General features: G+C 52.6%; 15 protein-coding genes and 1 pseudogene. 7 read left to right on the top strand and 9 right to left on the bottom strand.

Annotated features, from left to right (window positions below):
• Nucleotides 1-10 precede the first annotated feature (10 nt).
• On the bottom strand, nt 11-1246 hold the full coding sequence (gene allC / locus ACU8XX_RS17860; protein WP_016241953.1) for an allantoate deiminase: 1236 nt from the start codon (nt 1244-1246) through the stop codon (nt 11-13).
• Between the two features lie 21 nt (nt 1247-1267).
• The gene (allD, locus tag ACU8XX_RS17855) at nt 1268-2317 is read right to left on the bottom strand and encodes an ureidoglycolate dehydrogenase (RefSeq protein ID WP_032173864.1); all 1050 of its coding nucleotides are present in this window, start codon (nt 2315-2317) and stop codon (nt 1268-1270) included.
• A gap of 316 nt (nt 2318-2633) precedes the next feature.
• Between allD and ACU8XX_RS17850 the strand changes: the two are divergent.
• The 4 genes and pseudogenes from ACU8XX_RS17850 (at nt 2634) to ACU8XX_RS17835 (ending at nt 7286) form a co-directional block, all read left to right on the top strand.
• Nucleotides 2634-4301, top strand: a pseudogene (locus tag ACU8XX_RS17850) (acyl-CoA synthetase FdrA).
• Between the two features lie 9 nt (nt 4302-4310).
• Nucleotides 4311-5570: a YlbE family protein gene (locus ACU8XX_RS17845; protein WP_000495365.1), complete on the top strand. Its 1260-nt coding sequence runs from the start codon at nt 4311-4313 to the stop codon at nt 5568-5570.
• Nucleotides 5571-5580: 10 nt separating this feature from the next.
• On the top strand, nt 5581-6396 hold the full coding sequence (locus ACU8XX_RS17840; protein ID WP_001306952.1) for a DUF2877 domain-containing protein: 816 nt from the start codon (nt 5581-5583) through the stop codon (nt 6394-6396).
• Nucleotides 6393-7286, top strand: coding sequence for a carbamate kinase (locus ACU8XX_RS17835; RefSeq protein ID WP_240765237.1), 894 nt, complete (start codon nt 6393-6395; stop codon nt 7284-7286). Before ACU8XX_RS17840 ends, ACU8XX_RS17835 begins: the two co-directional genes overlap by 4 nt.
• 138 nt (nt 7287-7424) lie before the next feature.
• Here ACU8XX_RS17835 and purK read toward each other — a convergent pair whose 3' ends face one another.
• The 4 genes from purK to ppiB all read right to left on the bottom strand — a co-directional run bounded on the left by purK (nt 7425) and on the right by ppiB (nt 10335).
• A complete protein-coding gene (gene purK, locus ACU8XX_RS17830; RefSeq protein ID WP_000815566.1) occupies nt 7425-8492 on the bottom strand; it encodes a 5-(carboxyamino)imidazole ribonucleotide synthase in 1068 nt (355 codons plus the stop codon).
• Nucleotides 8489-8998, bottom strand: a complete 510-nt coding sequence (gene purE / locus ACU8XX_RS17825; RefSeq protein WP_001295318.1) for a 5-(carboxyamino)imidazole ribonucleotide mutase — start codon at nt 8996-8998, stop codon at nt 8489-8491. The genes purK and purE overlap by 4 nt, the downstream gene beginning before the upstream one ends.
• A gap of 117 nt (nt 8999-9115) precedes the next feature.
• Nucleotides 9116-9838 (bottom strand): UDP-2,3-diacylglucosamine diphosphatase, encoded by a 723-nt coding sequence (gene lpxH, locus ACU8XX_RS17820; RefSeq protein WP_000212253.1) that lies wholly within the window; start codon nt 9836-9838, stop codon nt 9116-9118.
• A 2-nt stretch (nt 9839-9840) separates the two neighbouring features.
• Nucleotides 9841-10335 (bottom strand): peptidylprolyl isomerase B, encoded by a 495-nt coding sequence (ppiB, locus tag ACU8XX_RS17815; protein ID WP_000255997.1) that lies wholly within the window; start codon nt 10333-10335, stop codon nt 9841-9843.
• A gap of 173 nt (nt 10336-10508) precedes the next feature.
• Between ppiB and cysS the strand changes: the two genes are divergently transcribed.
• Nucleotides 10509-11894 (top strand): cysteine--tRNA ligase, encoded by a 1386-nt coding sequence (gene cysS / locus ACU8XX_RS17810; protein ID WP_000912345.1) that lies wholly within the window; start codon nt 10509-10511, stop codon nt 11892-11894.
• Between the two features lie 35 nt (nt 11895-11929).
• On the opposite strand, the gene ACU8XX_RS17805 is transcribed toward cysS, so the two are convergent.
• The 3 genes from ACU8XX_RS17805 to folD all read right to left on the bottom strand — a co-directional run bounded on the left by ACU8XX_RS17805 (nt 11930) and on the right by folD (nt 13639).
• Nucleotides 11930-12451: a metal-dependent hydrolase gene (locus tag ACU8XX_RS17805; protein ID WP_001143542.1), complete on the bottom strand. Its 522-nt coding sequence runs from the start codon at nt 12449-12451 to the stop codon at nt 11930-11932.
• A gap of 107 nt (nt 12452-12558) precedes the next feature.
• Complete coding sequence (ybcJ, locus tag ACU8XX_RS17800; RefSeq protein WP_000190293.1) at nt 12559-12771, bottom strand: ribosome-associated protein YbcJ; 213 nt, start codon at nt 12769-12771, stop codon at nt 12559-12561.
• Nucleotide 12772: 1 nt separating this feature from the next.
• Nucleotides 12773-13639: a bifunctional methylenetetrahydrofolate dehydrogenase/methenyltetrahydrofolate cyclohydrolase FolD gene (folD, locus tag ACU8XX_RS17795; protein ID WP_000729155.1), complete on the bottom strand. Its 867-nt coding sequence runs from the start codon at nt 13637-13639 to the stop codon at nt 12773-12775.
• Between the two features lie 480 nt (nt 13640-14119).
• Here folD and fimA point away from each other — a divergent pair, with 480 nt between their 5' ends.
• Both fimA and fimC read left to right on the top strand, forming a co-directional pair.
• A complete protein-coding gene (fimA, locus tag ACU8XX_RS17790; RefSeq protein WP_000776555.1) occupies nt 14120-14662 on the top strand; it encodes a type 1 fimbrial major subunit FimA in 543 nt (180 codons plus the stop codon).
• A gap of 219 nt (nt 14663-14881) precedes the next feature.
• Nucleotides 14882-15574, top strand: coding sequence for a type 1 fimbria chaperone FimC (gene fimC / locus ACU8XX_RS17785; protein WP_154311833.1), 693 nt, complete (start codon nt 14882-14884; stop codon nt 15572-15574).
• Nucleotides 15575-15587 lie beyond the last annotated feature (13 nt).

Genomic DNA, 15587 nt, shown 5'->3' with positions numbered 1-15587 from the left:
TTATGACTCCTTATTTCTGCCAGGCAAGTTGATAAAGCATGAGTGCCAACGTTTTGACCCCTTCGGCAAGGTCGGTAATATTGGTGCGTTCCGCCGGGTTATGGCTGATCCCATTGATGCGGGGAATGAAAATCATGCAGGTTGGTACGCGAGGCGCGAAAATTTGCGCGTCGTGCCCGGCACCACTGTGCATCACCCGGTAATTCAGTTTTTCGCTTTCACACAATTCTGTCAGGGTGGCGACCAGGTCCTTATTCATCGGCACGGGTTCTTCGTCCATCCATAAATCGATATCAATACCAATGTCCATTTCATCGCAAATCGCCCGCATGTCGTTTTCTAACTGCTGAGTGAAATCGCGCAGCACGGCGGCGTCGGTATGACGACAATCAATGGTGAATGTGGTTTTACCCGGCACCACATTCACCGTATTCGGGCGCGGCTCCACCTTACCAAAGGTCAGCACCAGCGGGTCGCCCATCTTTTTCGCTTTTTCGATCGACTGATGGCAAATGCGACTGAAAGCGTAAACTGTATCACGACGGTAACCCATCGGCGTGGTGCCTGCATGGTTTGATTCGCCGTTCAGCGTCACCGTATAGCGACGTTGCCCGACAATTGCATTCACCACGCCAATTGATTGCCCATTACTTTCCAGCACACAGCCCTGTTCGATATGCAGTTCGACAAAGGCTTTAATATCCTGACGCGGAGTTAGCGGGGCGTCCGGCAGAGTAAATCCGCAAGCCTTCATCGCATCGACAAAACTATTTCCTTTGGCATCACAGATATTCCGCACGTCGTCAGGATTCGCCAGCCCAAAGATATTTTTACTGCCCCAGAAAACATACGGGAAGCGGCTGCCTTCTTCTTCCGCCATCGCCACCACTTCAACCGTACGTAACGGCGCGCCGTATTGCGTTTTCAGCCAGTCAATTGCCAGCCACGCCGCCAGCGCGCCGAATTGCCCGTCGAGGTTACCGCCGTTAACCACGGTATCGATATGCGAACCGCTCAGAACCACTTCCTGTGGATATTCGGTGCCATTCAGGCGACCGTATAAATTCCCCACTTCATCGAAACGTGTTTCCAGCCCGCTTGCTGCCATTCTTTTTTTAAATTGCTGCTGGGTTTCCAGCCATTCCGGCGAATAAAGTAAACGGGTCATCCCACCCGCTGGGTCAGCGCCAAATGAGGAAAGCCAGGGTAGCGTTTCTTCTATGGCTTGACGAAAATGTGTAATCATAAGAAAGTCCTGTCTCAATAATTATTGCGCAAAGGGATTTTTCGTTTCGTATGACGTGTTATAAAGCGCGTCGGAAATTAAATACTGGTAAATATCATCAACAATTTCGATGCCTTCGACGGCGGCTTTGCGTTGTTTAATATCCTGATCCTGTCCGGGATAATAAACCTGATTAAAACCGGGCGCGGGGGTAATGGCATTTAATTCGCGCATGGTCTGGCTAAGATGTTGACGGAATAATTCGCTGGAGGAGAAAAAGTTCGGGTTAATAACTACATGTAATTGCCCCAAATTACGCCCGGCGTGTAAATCGTCATACATCGAACTAACCTGTCGCCCGAACGGTAAGCCGAATAAGACGCCTGAGAGGACGTCAATCATCATCATCAGGCCATACCCTTTCGGCCCGGCGGCGGGGAGCAGAGCATGTACCGCGAACGGATCGGTTGTTGGTGCACCGTTTTTATCGACCGCCCAGGTATCCGGAATAGACATATTACGCGAGCGGGCGTCGAGCACTTTTCCCCATGCCTGTACGGTAGTCGCCATATCAAAGGTAAGGACCTCGTCGCCTTCTCCCGGCGCGGCAAAGGCCAATGGGTTAGTACCGTAGTAAATTTCCGCGCCGCCAAACGGCACCACCATTGGATCGGACTGGCACATCGAAATGCCAATTAATCCAGCGCGGGCTGCCTGCTGCACAAAATAAGAGATTGCGCCGCTGTGACCCATCCGGCTGATACCGACCACCGCAACGCCTTTTTGCTGGGCGGTTTTGATGGCATGTTCCATACCCATTTTCGCCGCGACCTGTCCGGCGGCATTGTCGGCATGTAAAATTGCCGAGCACGGCCCGGTTTCTTCAAGACGAAACTCCGGTTCGCGGTTGGTGCCGCCTTTTGAAATGCGTTCTGCGTAGTATTCAACGCGCACCGCGCCATGAGAGTGGATCCCTCTGGCATCGGCGTAAACCAATACTTCAGCCACGGTTGCAGCGTGCTCACGTTTTAACCCAGCCTGGCAGAGTTTATTCTCGATTAGCTGGTGGAGTGTTTCCCGACTGATTTTCATCTGTCTTCCTTTTTAACGACGGTGTGAAGCATGACTGCAATTAACATACAGGGAAAATATCTGGATTATGTGATCCAGACAGGCAAAAAAATATAGTTAGAATTTATTTGATAATCCGCTCTCTTTTAACCTGGTTTTTAAAACAACCACGCTTATTAAAAAATAACACGTAATAGCATGGCGGTTATTTGAATTCTTTTGTTAATAATCCCTGTGTGATATTCATCACCTTATTTACCCGTTGTCATCGATACCGTAATCGCCACATTAACACTGCTCGTGCAATTGCCATGGGTGCAATTTTTAAGGAGTTGTTATGATCCACGCCTTTATTAAAAAAGGGTGTTTTCAGGATTCGGTCAGTTTAATGATTATTTCACGAAAACTCAGCGAATCAGAAAATGTTGATGATGTTTCCGTAATGATGGGTACGCCCGCCAATAAAGCGTTATTAGATACCACAGGTTTCTGGCATGACGATTTTAATGACGCCACGCCGAACGATATTTGCGTGGCAATTCGTAGCGAAGCGGCGGATGCGGGGATCGCGCAGGCGATTATGCAGCAGCTTGAAGAGGCGCTAAAACAACTGGCGCAGGGGTCAGGCAGCAGCCAGGCCTTGACGCAGGTGCGTCGCTGGGACAGTGCCTGTCAGAAATTACCCGACGCCAGTCTGGCGCTGATTTCAGTGGCTGGCGAGTATGCGGCGGAGCTGGCGAACCAGGCGCTGGATCGCAACCTCAACGTGATGATGTTCTCCGATAACGTCACGCTGGAAGATGAAATCCAACTTAAAAGCCGCGCGCGGGAAAAAGGCTTGCTGGTGATGGGGCCGGACTGCGGTACGTCGATGATTGCCGGCACGCCGCTGGCTTTTGCTAACGTGATGCCGGAAGGCAATATTGGCGTCATTGGCGCTTCCGGTACCGGGATTCAGGAACTGTGTTCGCAGATTGCGCTGGCAGGGGAGGGAATTACTCACGCGATTGGCCTTGGCGGGCGCGACCTCAGCCGTGAAGTGGGCGGCATCAGTGCGCTGACGGCGCTGGAAATGCTCAGTGCAGACGAGAAAAGCGAAGTGCTGGCATTTGTTTCAAAACCGCCTGCCGAAGCTGTGCGTCTGAAAATTGTTAATGCCATGAAAGCAACCGGCAAACCGACGGTGGCGCTGTTTTTAGGTTATACCCCGGCGGTGGCCCGCGACGAGAATGTCTGGTTTGCCTCCTCGCTGGATGAGGCCGCACGCCTGGCTTGCCTGCTTTCACGCGTTACGGCGCGACGTAACGCGATAACGCCTGCCAGCAGCGGATTTATTTGCGGTTTGTATACCGGCGGTACCCTGGCTGCCGAAGCGGCGGGATTACTTGCTGGACACCTTGGCGTGGAAGCCGACGATACCCATCATCACGGCATGATGCTCGACGCCGATGGTCACCAGATTATTGACCTCGGCGATGATTTCTACACCGTCGGGCGTCCCCATCCGATGATCGACCCAGCCTTACGCAATCAGTTAATTGCCGATCTCGGCGCTAAACCGCAAGTGCGCGTATTGCTGCTTGATGTCGTGATTGGCTTCGGTGCGACCGCCGATCCTGCCGCCTCGCTGGTAAGCGCCTGACAAAAAGCATGTGCCGCGCGTTCAGACAATCAACCACTGTATGCCATTGCCACGGTGACAGGCACTGAACGTGACCCGCAATGCCGCTCGCAGCAAATCGCCACGCTGGAAGATGCAGGGATCGCGGTAGTGAGTTCGCTGCCGGAAGCCACCTTGCTGGCGGCGGCACTGATTCGTCCGCTTTCGCCTGCCACTCAGCAACACACACCGTCATTACTGGAAAACGTCGCCGTGATTAACATCGGATTACGCAGCTTTGCGCTGGAGCTACAAAGCGCCAGCAAACCGGTTGTGCATTACCAATGGTCGCCAGTCGCCGGCGGCAATAAAAAACTGGCTCGTTTATTAGAACGTTTGCAATAAGGGGTTCCCATGTTTACATCAGTGGCGCAAGCCAATGCTGCGGTTATCGAACAAATTCGTCGCGCTCGTCCACACTGGCTGGATGTGCAACCGGCTTCTTCACTTATCAGCGAACTAAACGAGGGCAAAACACTGCTTCACGCCGGGCCGCCAATGCGCTGGCAGGAGATGACCGGACCCATGAAAGGGGCGTGCGTGGGCGCATGTCTGTTCGAAGGCTGGGCGAAAGATGAAGCGCAGGCGCTGGCAATACTGGAGCAGGGGGAAGTGAACTTCATTCCTTGTCACCATGTGAATGCCGTCGGTCCAATGGGCGGTATTACTTCTGCCAGTATGCCGATGCTGGTGGTTGAGAACGTGACCGACGGCAACCGGGCGTACTGCAACCTCAACGAAGGTATCGGCAAAGTGATGCGTTTTGGCGCTTACGGCGAAGATGTCCTGACTCGCCATCGCTGGATGCGCGATGTGTTAATGCCAGTATTAAGCGCGGCGCTGGGGCGCATGGAGCGCGGTATCGATCTCACGGCGATGATGGCGCAGGGCATTACGATGGGCGATGAGTTCCATCAACGCAATATTGCTTCCTCTGCACTGTTAATGCGTGCGCTGGCCCCACAAATTGCTCGCCTCGATCATGATAAACAGCACATCGCCGAAGTGATGGATTTCCTCAGCGTGACCGATCAGTTCTTCCTCAACCTCGCGATGGCTTACTGCAAGGCGGCGATGGATGCTGGCGCGATGATCCGCGCAGGCAGCATCGTCACGGCAATGACCCGCAACGGCAATATGTTCGGGATTCGGGTAAGCGGGCTGGGCGAACGCTGGTTTACTGCGCCTGTAAACACTCCGCAAGGTCTGTTTTTCACCGGCTTCTCGCAGGAGCAGGCGAACCCGGATATGGGCGATAGCGCGATTACCGAAACCTTTGGTATCGGAGGTGCGGCAATGATCGCAGCGCCTGGCGTAACGCGCTTTGTCGGTGCGGGTGGCATGGAAGCGGCCAGAGCGGTATCTGAAGAGATGGCGGAAATTTACCTTGAGCGCAATATGCAGTTGCAGATCCCAGGCTGGGATTTTCAGGGCGCGTGCCTGGGACTGGACATTCGTCGCGTGGTAGAAACCGGCATTACGCCACTCATCAATACCGGTATCGCCCATAAAGAGGCGGGGATCGGGCAGATTGGCGCAGGCACTGTGCGGGCACCGCTGGCGTGTTTTGAACAGGCGCTGGAAGCACTGGCTGAAAGCATGGGGATTGGTTGAGGAACGCGCAATGACGATCATCCATCCTCTGCTTGCCAGCCGTAGTGCACCGAATTATCGCCAGTCCTGGCGGTTAGCGGGAGTGTGGCGACGGGCGATTAACCTGATGACGGAAAGCGGCGAACTGTTAACGCTGCATCGTCAGGGTAGTGGTTTCGGCCCCGGAGGATGGATGCTTCGCCGTGCGCAATTCGATGCGTTATGCGGTGGATTATGCGGCAATGAACGACCACAGGTTGTGGCTCAAGGGATTCGCCTCGGGCGTTTCACGGTTAAACAGCCACAGCGTTATTGTTTGCTGCGTATTACGCCGCCTGCGCATCCTCAACCACTTGCAGCTGCATGGATGCAACGCGCGGAGGAAACCGGGCTTTTCGGGCCACTGGCGTTGGCGGCAAGCGATCCGCTGCCTGCTGAGTTACGCCAGTTTCGTCACTGTTTTCAGGCCGCGCTCAATGGCGTTAAGACCGACTGGCGGCACTGGCTGGGTAAAGGCCCCGGATTAACGCCGAGTCATGATGACACGCTGAGCGGAATGCTGCTGGCGGCCTGGTATTATGGCGCTTTAGATGCGCGCTCCGGTCGCCAGTTTTTTGCCTGTTCCGACAATCTGCAACTCGTTACCACAGCGGTGAGCGTCAGTTATTTACGTTATGCCGCGCAAGGATATTTCGCCTCGCCACTCCTGCACTTTGTTCATGCTCTGAGTTGCCCGAAACGTACCGCTGTTGCGATTGATTCGCTGCTGGCGCTGGGGCATACGTCAGGGGCAGATACACTGCTGGGGTTCTGGCTTGGTCAACAATTATTACAAGGAAAACCATGAAAACACTGGTTGTAGCTCTTGGGGGCAATGCCTTGCTTCAGCGCGGTGAGGCGCTGACGGCAGAAAATCAATATCGCAATATCGCCAGTGCTGTACCTGCGCTGGCGCGCCTGGCCCGTTCTTATCGGCTGGCGATTGTTCACGGCAACGGGCCGCAGGTGGGGCTGCTGGCGTTACAGAATCTGGCGTGGAAAGAAGTGGAACCGTATCCGCTGGATGTGCTGGTGGCAGAAAGTCAGGGGATGATTGGCTATATGCTGGCGCAGAGTTTGAGCGCACAGCCGCAGATGCCGCCTGTCACGACGGTGCTGACGCGCATTGAAGTTTCGCCTGATGATCCGGCGTTTTTGCAGCCAGAGAAGTTTATCGGTCCGGTCTATCAGCCAGAAGAACAAGAGGCACTGGAAGCAGCTTACGGCTGGCAGATGAAACGTGATGGTAAATATTTGCGCCGGGTGGTGGCGTCTCCGCAACCGCGTAAAATTCTCGACAGCGAAGCCATCGAGTTGTTGCTCAAAGAGGGGCATGTGGTGATTTGCAGTGGCGGCGGCGGTGTGCCTGTGACGGAAGATGGGGCAGGGAGTGAAGCGGTGATTGATAAAGATCTCGCTGCTGCGTTGCTCGCTGAGCAGATTAACGCCGATGGGCTGGTGATCCTCACTGATGCTGATGCGGTATATGAAAACTGGGGAACGCCGCAGCAACGCGCCATTAGCCATGCCACACCGGATGAGTTAGCGCCATTTGCCAAAGCCGATGGTTCGATGGGGCCGAAGGTAACGGCGGTGAGTGGTTATGTCAGAAGCCGTGGTAAACCCGCGTGGATTGGGGCGTTATTGCGAATTGAAGAGACGCTGGCGGGCGAAGCGGGGACCTGTATTTCGCTGTAGTGATGAGAGCATCCAGCAATCGGTGCACCATGCCTGATGCGACGCTTGACGCGTCTTATCAGGCCTACAATGGGTACCGGATCGGTGTAGGCCGGATAAGGCGTTCACGCCGCATCCGGCAATCAAATGAGCACCAGGTTAACCGAACTTACTCTGCGCCCAAATCACGCCGCTGGCATATTCCGGCGGCAGCAGCGGGATTAAGGCTTCCAGCGTCGCAGTCAGACGCGATGTGTCGCTGTCGGTCAAATTCAGATGCCCCACTTTACGCCCCGGACGGACTTCTTTGTCGTACCAGTGCAGATGCACCAGCGGCAATTTCAGCCAGTCATAATTCGCATCGCTACCAATCAGATTGATCATCACCGACGGATTATTCACCACTGGTTGCGGTAACGGCAGATCGGTAATCGCCCGCAGATGCAGCTCAAACTGGCTGATGCTGGCACCGTTTTGTGTCCAGTGACCGCTGTTATGCACACGCGGTGCCAGTTCGTTGATCAACAGACCTTGCGGGGTGACAAAACACTCCATCGCCATCACGCCCACATAGCCCAGCTCCTGCATAATCGCCGAAAGCATCTCTTCGGCTTGCGCTTGCTGCTGCGCATTGGCCTGCGGGAAAGCGACGCTGGTGCGCAAAATACCGTCCTGATGCAGGTTATGCGTCAGCGGATAAAACACGGTACTGCCATCAAAGCCGCGCGCGCCAACCAGCGACACTTCACCAGAGAAGTTTATGCCCTGCTCGACAATACATTCGCCGTAGCATTCAGCCGGTAACTGCTCGGTTTCATCGGCGCGTAAACGCCATTGACCGCGACCGTCATAGCCACCAGTGCGACGCTTAACAATCGCCAGCTCACCTAAACGATCAAACACCGCAGGCCACTCGCTGCGTTCGGCAAGTAACTGCCACGGTGCAGTCGGCAGGTGGAGCTTATCGAAAAGCTGCTTCTGAGTCAGACGGTCAGCAATAATCGGGAACACATCGCGGTTCACAAAGGCCGGATGGCGCGCCAGCTCGCGGGTTAATGCGGTTTCCGGCCAGCGTTCGATCTCAGCGGTAATCACGCTTTGTTGAAAAGGCACCGCCGCCGGTTCAGCGTCCAGCCCGACTGGCCAGACAGCAATGCCTAACGGTTCGCCTGCCTGACGCAGCATACGGCCTAACTGCCCGTTACCGAGGACGCAAACCTGTTTCATGCCGCACCTCGCGGGTCCGGGTTTTCCAGCACTTCGTCGGTCTGGGCTTTGCGCCAGTCATTCAGACGCTGGTGCAGTTCTTTATCATGAGTCGCAAGAATTTGTGCTGCCAGTAACGCCGCGTTTGCCGCGCCAGCTTTACCAATCGCCAGCGTACCCACCGGAATGCCGCGCGGCATTTGTACGATGGAGTAGAGGCTATCGACACCGCTCAGTGCGGCGCTCTGTACTGGCACGCCCAGCACCGGCACCAGCGTTTTGGCGGCAATCATGCCTGGCAGATGCGCTGCGCCGCCTGCGCCCGCAATAATCACCTGATAACCGTTCTCTTCGGCGCTTTCGGCGAAGCTGAACAGTTTATCGGGGGTGCGGTGAGCAGAAACCACTTCAACGTGGTGCGGGACATTCAGGATTTCGAAGATTTCGGCGGCGAACTGCATGGTAGCCCAGTCGCTTTTGGACCCCATCACGATGGCGACACGCGCCGGATTATTGCGGGAAGACATGCGTCTTAAAACTCCTGTGGTGCACAACTCTCGGCTTTAGAGGGCACAGAGAATAGCACGGAAAGAGAGCAAGGAAAACGGTTGCGTGGCTGTGAAATCAGCAAAGTTGCGGGTTTTTTAAAACGGAAAATGAATCAGCTCAACGTCATCCGCCGTGACTTTCACCATCGAACCTTCTGTATGCCAGGCACCGAGTACCACGCGAAAAGCAGGTTGCTGGTTGGCGATAAGTTCATGTACCGCCGGGCGATGGGTATGCCCGTGGATCAGCCATTGCACCTGATGTTTTTCCATCGCACTGACTACCGCGTTTTGGTTAACGTCCATGATCGCCAGCGATTTACTGCTGTTGGCTTCTTTACTGTTCGCTCGCATTCGCGCGGCAATGCGTTTGCGCACAAACAACGGCAGGGCGAGGAATAGCGTTTGCAGCCAGGGTTTGTGGACTTTGGCGCGAAAAGCCTGATAACCCGCGTCATCGGTGCACAGCGTGTCGCCATGCATAATCAACACCCGGCGACCATAAAGTTCGAGCACCTTTTCTTCCGGCAATAATGTCATGCCGCTTTCACGGGCAAAGCGTTTGCCGAGCAGAAAATCACGGTTGCCATGAATGAAATAACAGGGAACGCCGGAATCGGACACCGCTTTGATCGCTGCCGCCATCTGGCGATGGAGTGGGTTGGGATCGTCGTCGCCAATCCATGCTTCAAACAGATCGCCAAGAATATACAGCGCGTCGGCCTTGCGGGCTTCCCCCGCTAAAAAACGCAGAAAACCGGCGGTGATCGCCGGTTCTTCCACGCAGAGATGAAGATCTGCAATAAAGAGTGTCGCCACGATTACTCGCTAACGGTCACGCTTTCAATGATAACGTCTTCTTTTGGCACGTCCTGGTGCATACCGCTACGACCGGTTGCAACACCTTTGATTTTGTCTACCACGTCCATGCCGTCAACCACTTCAGCAAACACGCAGTAGCCCCAACCTTGCAGGCTTTCGCCAGAGAAGTTCAGGAAGTCGTTATCAACCACGTTGATGAAGAACTGTGCAGTTGCAGAGTGCGGAGCCTGAGTACGTGCCATTGCCAGCGTACCACGGGTATTTTTCAGGCCGTTGTTGGCTTCGTTTTTGATCGGTTCTTTGGTGGCTTTTTGTTTCATGCCCGGTTCAAAACCGCCGCCCTGAATCATAAAGCCGTTGATAACACGGTGGAAAATGGTGTTGTTGTAAAAACCTTCGCGGCAGTAGTCCAGGAAGTTTTTAACTGTTTCAGGTGCTTTATCGTCAAAAGTTTTGATGACAATATCGCCGTGATTGGTGTGGAAAGTAACCATTTTTGCATCCTGTTCCGTTTGATTGGTGCTTCAACCCAGTTCGGGTCATATATAGGGTGGTGTTATAGCATAACCGCACGATCGGATCATCACGCAATGTATGCTGATTCGCGCGGGAAATATGGGTATTATACGCAACTCAATTACCCACACATGTCTAAACGGAATCTTCGATGCTAAAAATCTTCAATACTCTGACACGCCAAAAAGAGGAATTTAAGCCTATTCACGCCGGGGAAGTCGGCATGTACGTGTGTGGAATCACCGTTTACGATCTCTGTCATATCGGTCACGGGCGTACCTTTGTTGCTTTTGACGTGGTTGCGCGCTATCTGCGTTTCCTCGGCTATAAGCTGAAGTATGTGCGCAACATTACCGATATCGACGACAAAATCATCAAACGCGCCAATGAAAATGGCGAAAGCTTTGTGGCGCTGGTGGATCGCATGATCGCCGAAATGCACAAAGATTTTGATGCGTTGAACATTCTGCGCCCGGATATGGAGCCGCGCGCGACGCACCATATCGCAGAAATTATTGAACTCACTGAACAACTGATCGCCAAAGGTCACGCTTATGTGGCGGACAACGGCGACGTGATGTTCGACGTCCCGACCGATCCAACTTATGGCGTGCTGTCGCGTCAGGATCTCGACCAGCTGCAGGCAGGCGCGCGCGTTGACGTGGTCGACGACAAACGCAACCCAATGGACTTCGTTCTGTGGAAGATGTCGAAAGAGGGCGAACCGAGCTGGCCGTCTCCGTGGGGCGCGGGTCGTCCTGGCTGGCACATTGAATGTTCGGCAATGAACTGCAAGCAGCTGGGTAACCACTTTGATATCCACGGCGGCGGTTCAGACCTGATGTTCCCGCACCACGAAAACGAAATCGCGCAGTCCACCTGTGCCCATGATGGTCAGTATGTGAACTACTGGATGCACTCGGGGATGGTGATGGTTGACCGCGAGAAGATGTCCAAATCGCTGGGTAACTTCTTTACCGTGCGCGATGTGCTGAAATACTACGACGCGGAAACCGTGCGTTACTTCCTGATGTCGGGCCACTATCGCAGCCAGCTGAACTATAGCGAAGAGAACCTGAAGCAGGCGCGTGCGGCGCTGGAGCGTCTCTACACTGCGCTGCGCGGCACAGATAAAACCGTTGCGCCTGCCGGTGGCGAAGCGTTTGAAGCGCGCTTTATTGAAGCGATGGACGACGATTTCAACACCCCGGAAGCCTATTCCGTGCTGTTTGATATGGCGCGTGAAGTAAACCGTCTGAAAGCAGAAGATATGGCAGCGGCGAATGCAATGGCATCTCACCTGCGTAAACTTTCCGCTGTATTGGGCCTGCTGGAGCAAGAACCGGAAGCGTTCCTGCAAAGCGGCGCGCAGGCAGACGACAGCGAAGTGGCTGAGATTGAAGCGTTAATTCAACAGCGTCTGGATGCCCGTAAAGCGAAAGACTGGGCGGCGGCGGATGCGGCGCGTGATCGTCTTAACGAGATGGGGATCGTGCTGGAAGATGGCCCGCAAGGGACCACCTGGCGTCGTAAGTAATTGCGCTATTGCCGGATGCGAGTTTTCGCATCCGGTTATCGTCTGCGCCACCACAACATTCCCATCAGTAGCATCCCCGGCAACCACACCCACATCAATTCAGAAATAATCACCTGATGCCCGTACGGCGTGGTGTAACGAGACAATGCAAACGGCGCGACTTTTATCACCTGCCAGGGAGCGAAAAAGCGTTCATCTGACCACGGCCACAGCCAGCCAACGCCTTTACCGCCAGTGGTTACCGAATCCAGCAAGCTGTGCGATAGCAACGAGACGGTTAAAAACAGCCAGCAGCGAATCAGCCCAGCCCTGAACCATCGGCGTCCAATAAACACACATAACAGCGGGACAACAAACGCAAACACCAGCGAATGGGTAAACCCGCGATGACCAAAAACATTGCCGTAAGCAACGCCAAATTTAAACGACAATACGTCGGCGTCGGGCAGCATCGCCAGGATGATTCCGGCAAATAACAGACGCGGAGGGATGACTTTCGAACCCAACCCTAAACCAATGCATAGGGGAACGGCGGCGTGCGTAATAACGGTTGGCATGATGGTCGCTTCGGCAAAATGTCGATGCTATCAGCATGGATGAACGGGGCGTAGAGGGCAAAAGTCTGAAAAGAGAACCGGCCTGTTGATACAGGCCGGGAAAGGGATCAGGCAACAACCTGTACGCTGTGACCTGCAAAACTCACTGTCTGACCGGCGACGATTTTGCAGCGTTTGCGCGTTTCAACCGCACCGTCGACTTTCACCTGGCCTTCGGAAATCGCGATTTTCGCCTGCGCGCCGCTTTCGCTCCAGCCTTCCAGTTTCAGCAAATCGCACAGCTCAACGTGCGGATGTTTACCTAAAGAAAATGTCGCCATGTTACTCACCCTGTGGATCATGATATTCAACGCACGCCTGAAGCGTGTTTTCAATCAGCGTGGCAACCGTCATCGGGCCAACGCCGCCCGGAACAGGCGTAATGTATGAGGCGCGTTTAGCCGCGTCTTCAAACACGACGTCGCCCACAACTTTGCCATTTTCCAGACGGTTGATGCCGACATCAATCACAATTGCGCCTTCTTTGATCCAGTCACCAGGAATAAAGCCCGGCTTGCCGACGGCAACGATCAACAGATCGGCATTTTCTACGTGGTGACGCAGATTTTTAGTGAAACGGTGAGTCACGGTAGTGGTGCAACCTGCGAGCAACAGTTCCATGCTCATTGGACGACCGACGATATTCGATGCGCCAATCACCACGGCGTTGAGGCCGAAGGTATCAATGTTGTAACGCTCAAGCAGCGTGACGATACCGCGCGGGGTGCAGGGACGCAGACGCGGCGCGCGCTGGCACAGACGACCGACGTTATAAGGATGGAAACCGTCCACGTCTTTGTCCGGATGAATACGTTCCAGCACTTTGACGTTATCAATACCCGCCGGTAACGGCAGTTGAACCAGAATGCCATCGATGGTGTTGTCGGCATTCAGCGCATCGATAAGCTCCAACAGCTCCGCTTCGCTGGTGGTTTCCGGGAGGTCATAAGAGCGGGAGACGAACCCGACTTCTTCACAAGCCTTGCGTTTGCTTGCGACATAAATTTGCGATGCAGGGTTACTACCCACCAGCACAACGGCCAGTCCTGGTGCCCGCAGTCCGGCTGCAATACGCGCCTGAACTTTTTGAGCAACTTCAGAGCGCACCTGCTGCGCAATCGTTTTACCGTCAATAATCTTTGCTGCCATCAGAGAGAGGATTCCATCTGTTACGTAGGTCGAAGGGGATGCGCCTATTTTGTCAGAAGCGGGGCGCGCTGTCAGGTTTCGTTTCAGATTTATCGCGTGAAGCGACCTCTTGCGAAGGTGAGGCGCACCGTCGCTGAGGTCGCTGAGATTGAAAGCTTCATTTTTCGTCCATGATGGCGTTGTAAATCTGGAACTGATTTATTTCCTTGTTTAAGGATTAAGATAATTTAAGAAATACCTGACAATATAAAAAGAATTTTCAGCCTGGTAATTTACCGCTTCAGGTCTATATTTGTGTTGAATATATTTTGCGCGAAAGTATTCATCTAACGGGGCTCTCTATTTTTTAGAATAGAGTGCATATTTTCAATTAAGACATTCTTAGAGGATAAAAAGGAATTTTACTACTATCAGTGTCTTAAATAAAGTAATCGGTTATATACGGATGTGGAGTCGATAAATGAGATTGAAGGAATATATATGAAATTAAGATTTATTTCGTCTGCGCTGGCTGCCGCACTATTCGCCGCTACGGGTAGTTATGCTGCCGTTGTAGATGGCGGTACAATTCACTTTGAAGGCGAACTGGTGAATGCTGCCTGTTCAGTGAATACTGACTCGGCAGACCAGGTTGTCACACTCGGTCAATATCGTACCGATATTTTCAATGCTGTTGGTAATACCTCTGCATTAATTCCATTCACCATTCAGTTGAACGACTGCGATCCTGTTGTTGCCGCTAATGCTGCCGTTGCATTTTCTGGTCAGGCTGATGCAATCAATGATAATTTATTGGCCATTGCATCCAGTACCAATACAACAACAGCAACGGGTGTCGGTATTGAAATACTTGATAATACATCCGCAATTCTCAAACCTGATGGGAATAGCTTCTCAACCAACCAGAACTTGATCCCCGGGACCAACGTTCTTCATTTTTCTGCACGTTATAAAGGCACCGGTACAAGTGCATCAGCAGGGCAAGCAAATGCTGACGCGACTTTTATTATGAGATACGAATAATCAAAACCACGTTGTTTTGAATTATATATCACGTCTTATAACAAAGTAATGTACCGGTTGTCTGAAGCGGTATGGTGGCAATGTAAATCGAAATCATGTTCACTTTGTATCATGCCGCTTTATTAAATGAAAAGGGAATGATGTGTTGTAAGAAACCAAAGCAATCATTTCTTTATATTTCTTATTTTTGCCGTCAGGAATACACAAGGCGTATTAACTATGATGACTAAAATAAAGTTATTGATGCTCATTATATTTTATTTAATCATTTCGGCCAGCGCCCATGCTGCCGGAGGGATCGCATTAGGTGCCACGCGTATTATTTATCCCGCTGATGCTAAACAGACTGCGGTATGGATTAGAAATAGCCATACCAATGAGCGCTTTCTGGTCAATTCGTGGATTGAAAACAGCAGCGGTGTAAAAGAAAAGTCATTCATCATTACACCGCCACTGTTTGTTAGTGAACCCAAAAGCGAAAATACCTTGCGTATTATTTACACCGGTCCACCGCTGGCAGCAGATCGTGAGTCTCTGTTCTGGATGAATGTTAAGACGATCCCTTCGGTAGATAAAAATGCATTGAACGGCAGGAATGTTTTGCAACTGGCGATTTTATCGCGCATGAAATTATTTCTCCGTCTAATTCAATTACAAGAATTACCCGCAGAAGCACCGGACACACTCAAGTTTTCGCGATCCGGTAACTATATCAATGTTCATAATCCCTCACCTTTTTATGTCACTCTGGTTAACTTACAAGTGGGCAACCAAAAGTTGGGGAATGCTATGGCTGCACCCAGAGTTAATTCACAAATTCCCTTACCCTCAGGAGTGCAGGGAAAGCTGAAATTTCAGACCGTTAATGATTATGGTTCAGTAACCCCGGTCAGAAAAGTGAACTTAAACTAACCGAATCATCTGA

The organism is Escherichia sp. MAL-1 (assembly GCF_052948035.1).
Note: the sequence above shows the minus strand (reverse complement) of the source record. Positions and strands in the feature narration are given on the sequence as shown.

Bases quoted from the DNA above. Each gene is read 5' to 3' on its own strand.
- allC (WP_016241953.1), bottom strand. From the start codon at position 1,246: ATGATTACACATTTTCGTCAAGCCATAGAAGAAACGCTACCCTGGCTT.
- allD (WP_032173864.1), bottom strand. From the start codon at position 2,317: ATGAAAATCAGTCGGGAAACACTCCACCAGCTAATCGAGAATAAACTC.
- ACU8XX_RS17845 (WP_000495365.1), top strand. From the start codon at position 4,311: ATGTTTACATCAGTGGCGCAAGCCAATGCTGCGGTTATCGAACAAATT.
- ACU8XX_RS17840 (WP_001306952.1), top strand. From the start codon at position 5,581: ATGACGATCATCCATCCTCTGCTTGCCAGCCGTAGTGCACCGAATTAT.
- ACU8XX_RS17835 (WP_240765237.1), top strand. From the start codon at position 6,393: ATGAAAACACTGGTTGTAGCTCTTGGGGGCAATGCCTTGCTTCAGCGC.
- purK (WP_000815566.1), bottom strand. From the start codon at position 8,492: ATGAAACAGGTTTGCGTCCTCGGTAACGGGCAGTTAGGCCGTATGCTG.
- purE (WP_001295318.1), bottom strand. From the start codon at position 8,998: ATGTCTTCCCGCAATAATCCGGCGCGTGTCGCCATCGTGATGGGGTCC.
- ppiB (WP_000255997.1), bottom strand. From the start codon at position 10,335: ATGGTTACTTTCCACACCAATCACGGCGATATTGTCATCAAAACTTTT.
- cysS (WP_000912345.1), top strand. From the start codon at position 10,509: ATGCTAAAAATCTTCAATACTCTGACACGCCAAAAAGAGGAATTTAAG.
- ACU8XX_RS17805 (WP_001143542.1), bottom strand. From the start codon at position 12,451: ATGCCAACCGTTATTACGCACGCCGCCGTTCCCCTATGCATTGGTTTA.
- ybcJ (WP_000190293.1), bottom strand. From the start codon at position 12,771: ATGGCGACATTTTCTTTAGGTAAACATCCGCACGTTGAGCTGTGCGAT.
- folD (WP_000729155.1), bottom strand. From the start codon at position 13,639: ATGGCAGCAAAGATTATTGACGGTAAAACGATTGCGCAGCAGGTGCGC.
- fimA (WP_000776555.1), top strand. From the start codon at position 14,120: ATGAAATTAAGATTTATTTCGTCTGCGCTGGCTGCCGCACTATTCGCC.
- fimC (WP_154311833.1), top strand. From the start codon at position 14,882: ATGATGACTAAAATAAAGTTATTGATGCTCATTATATTTTATTTAATC.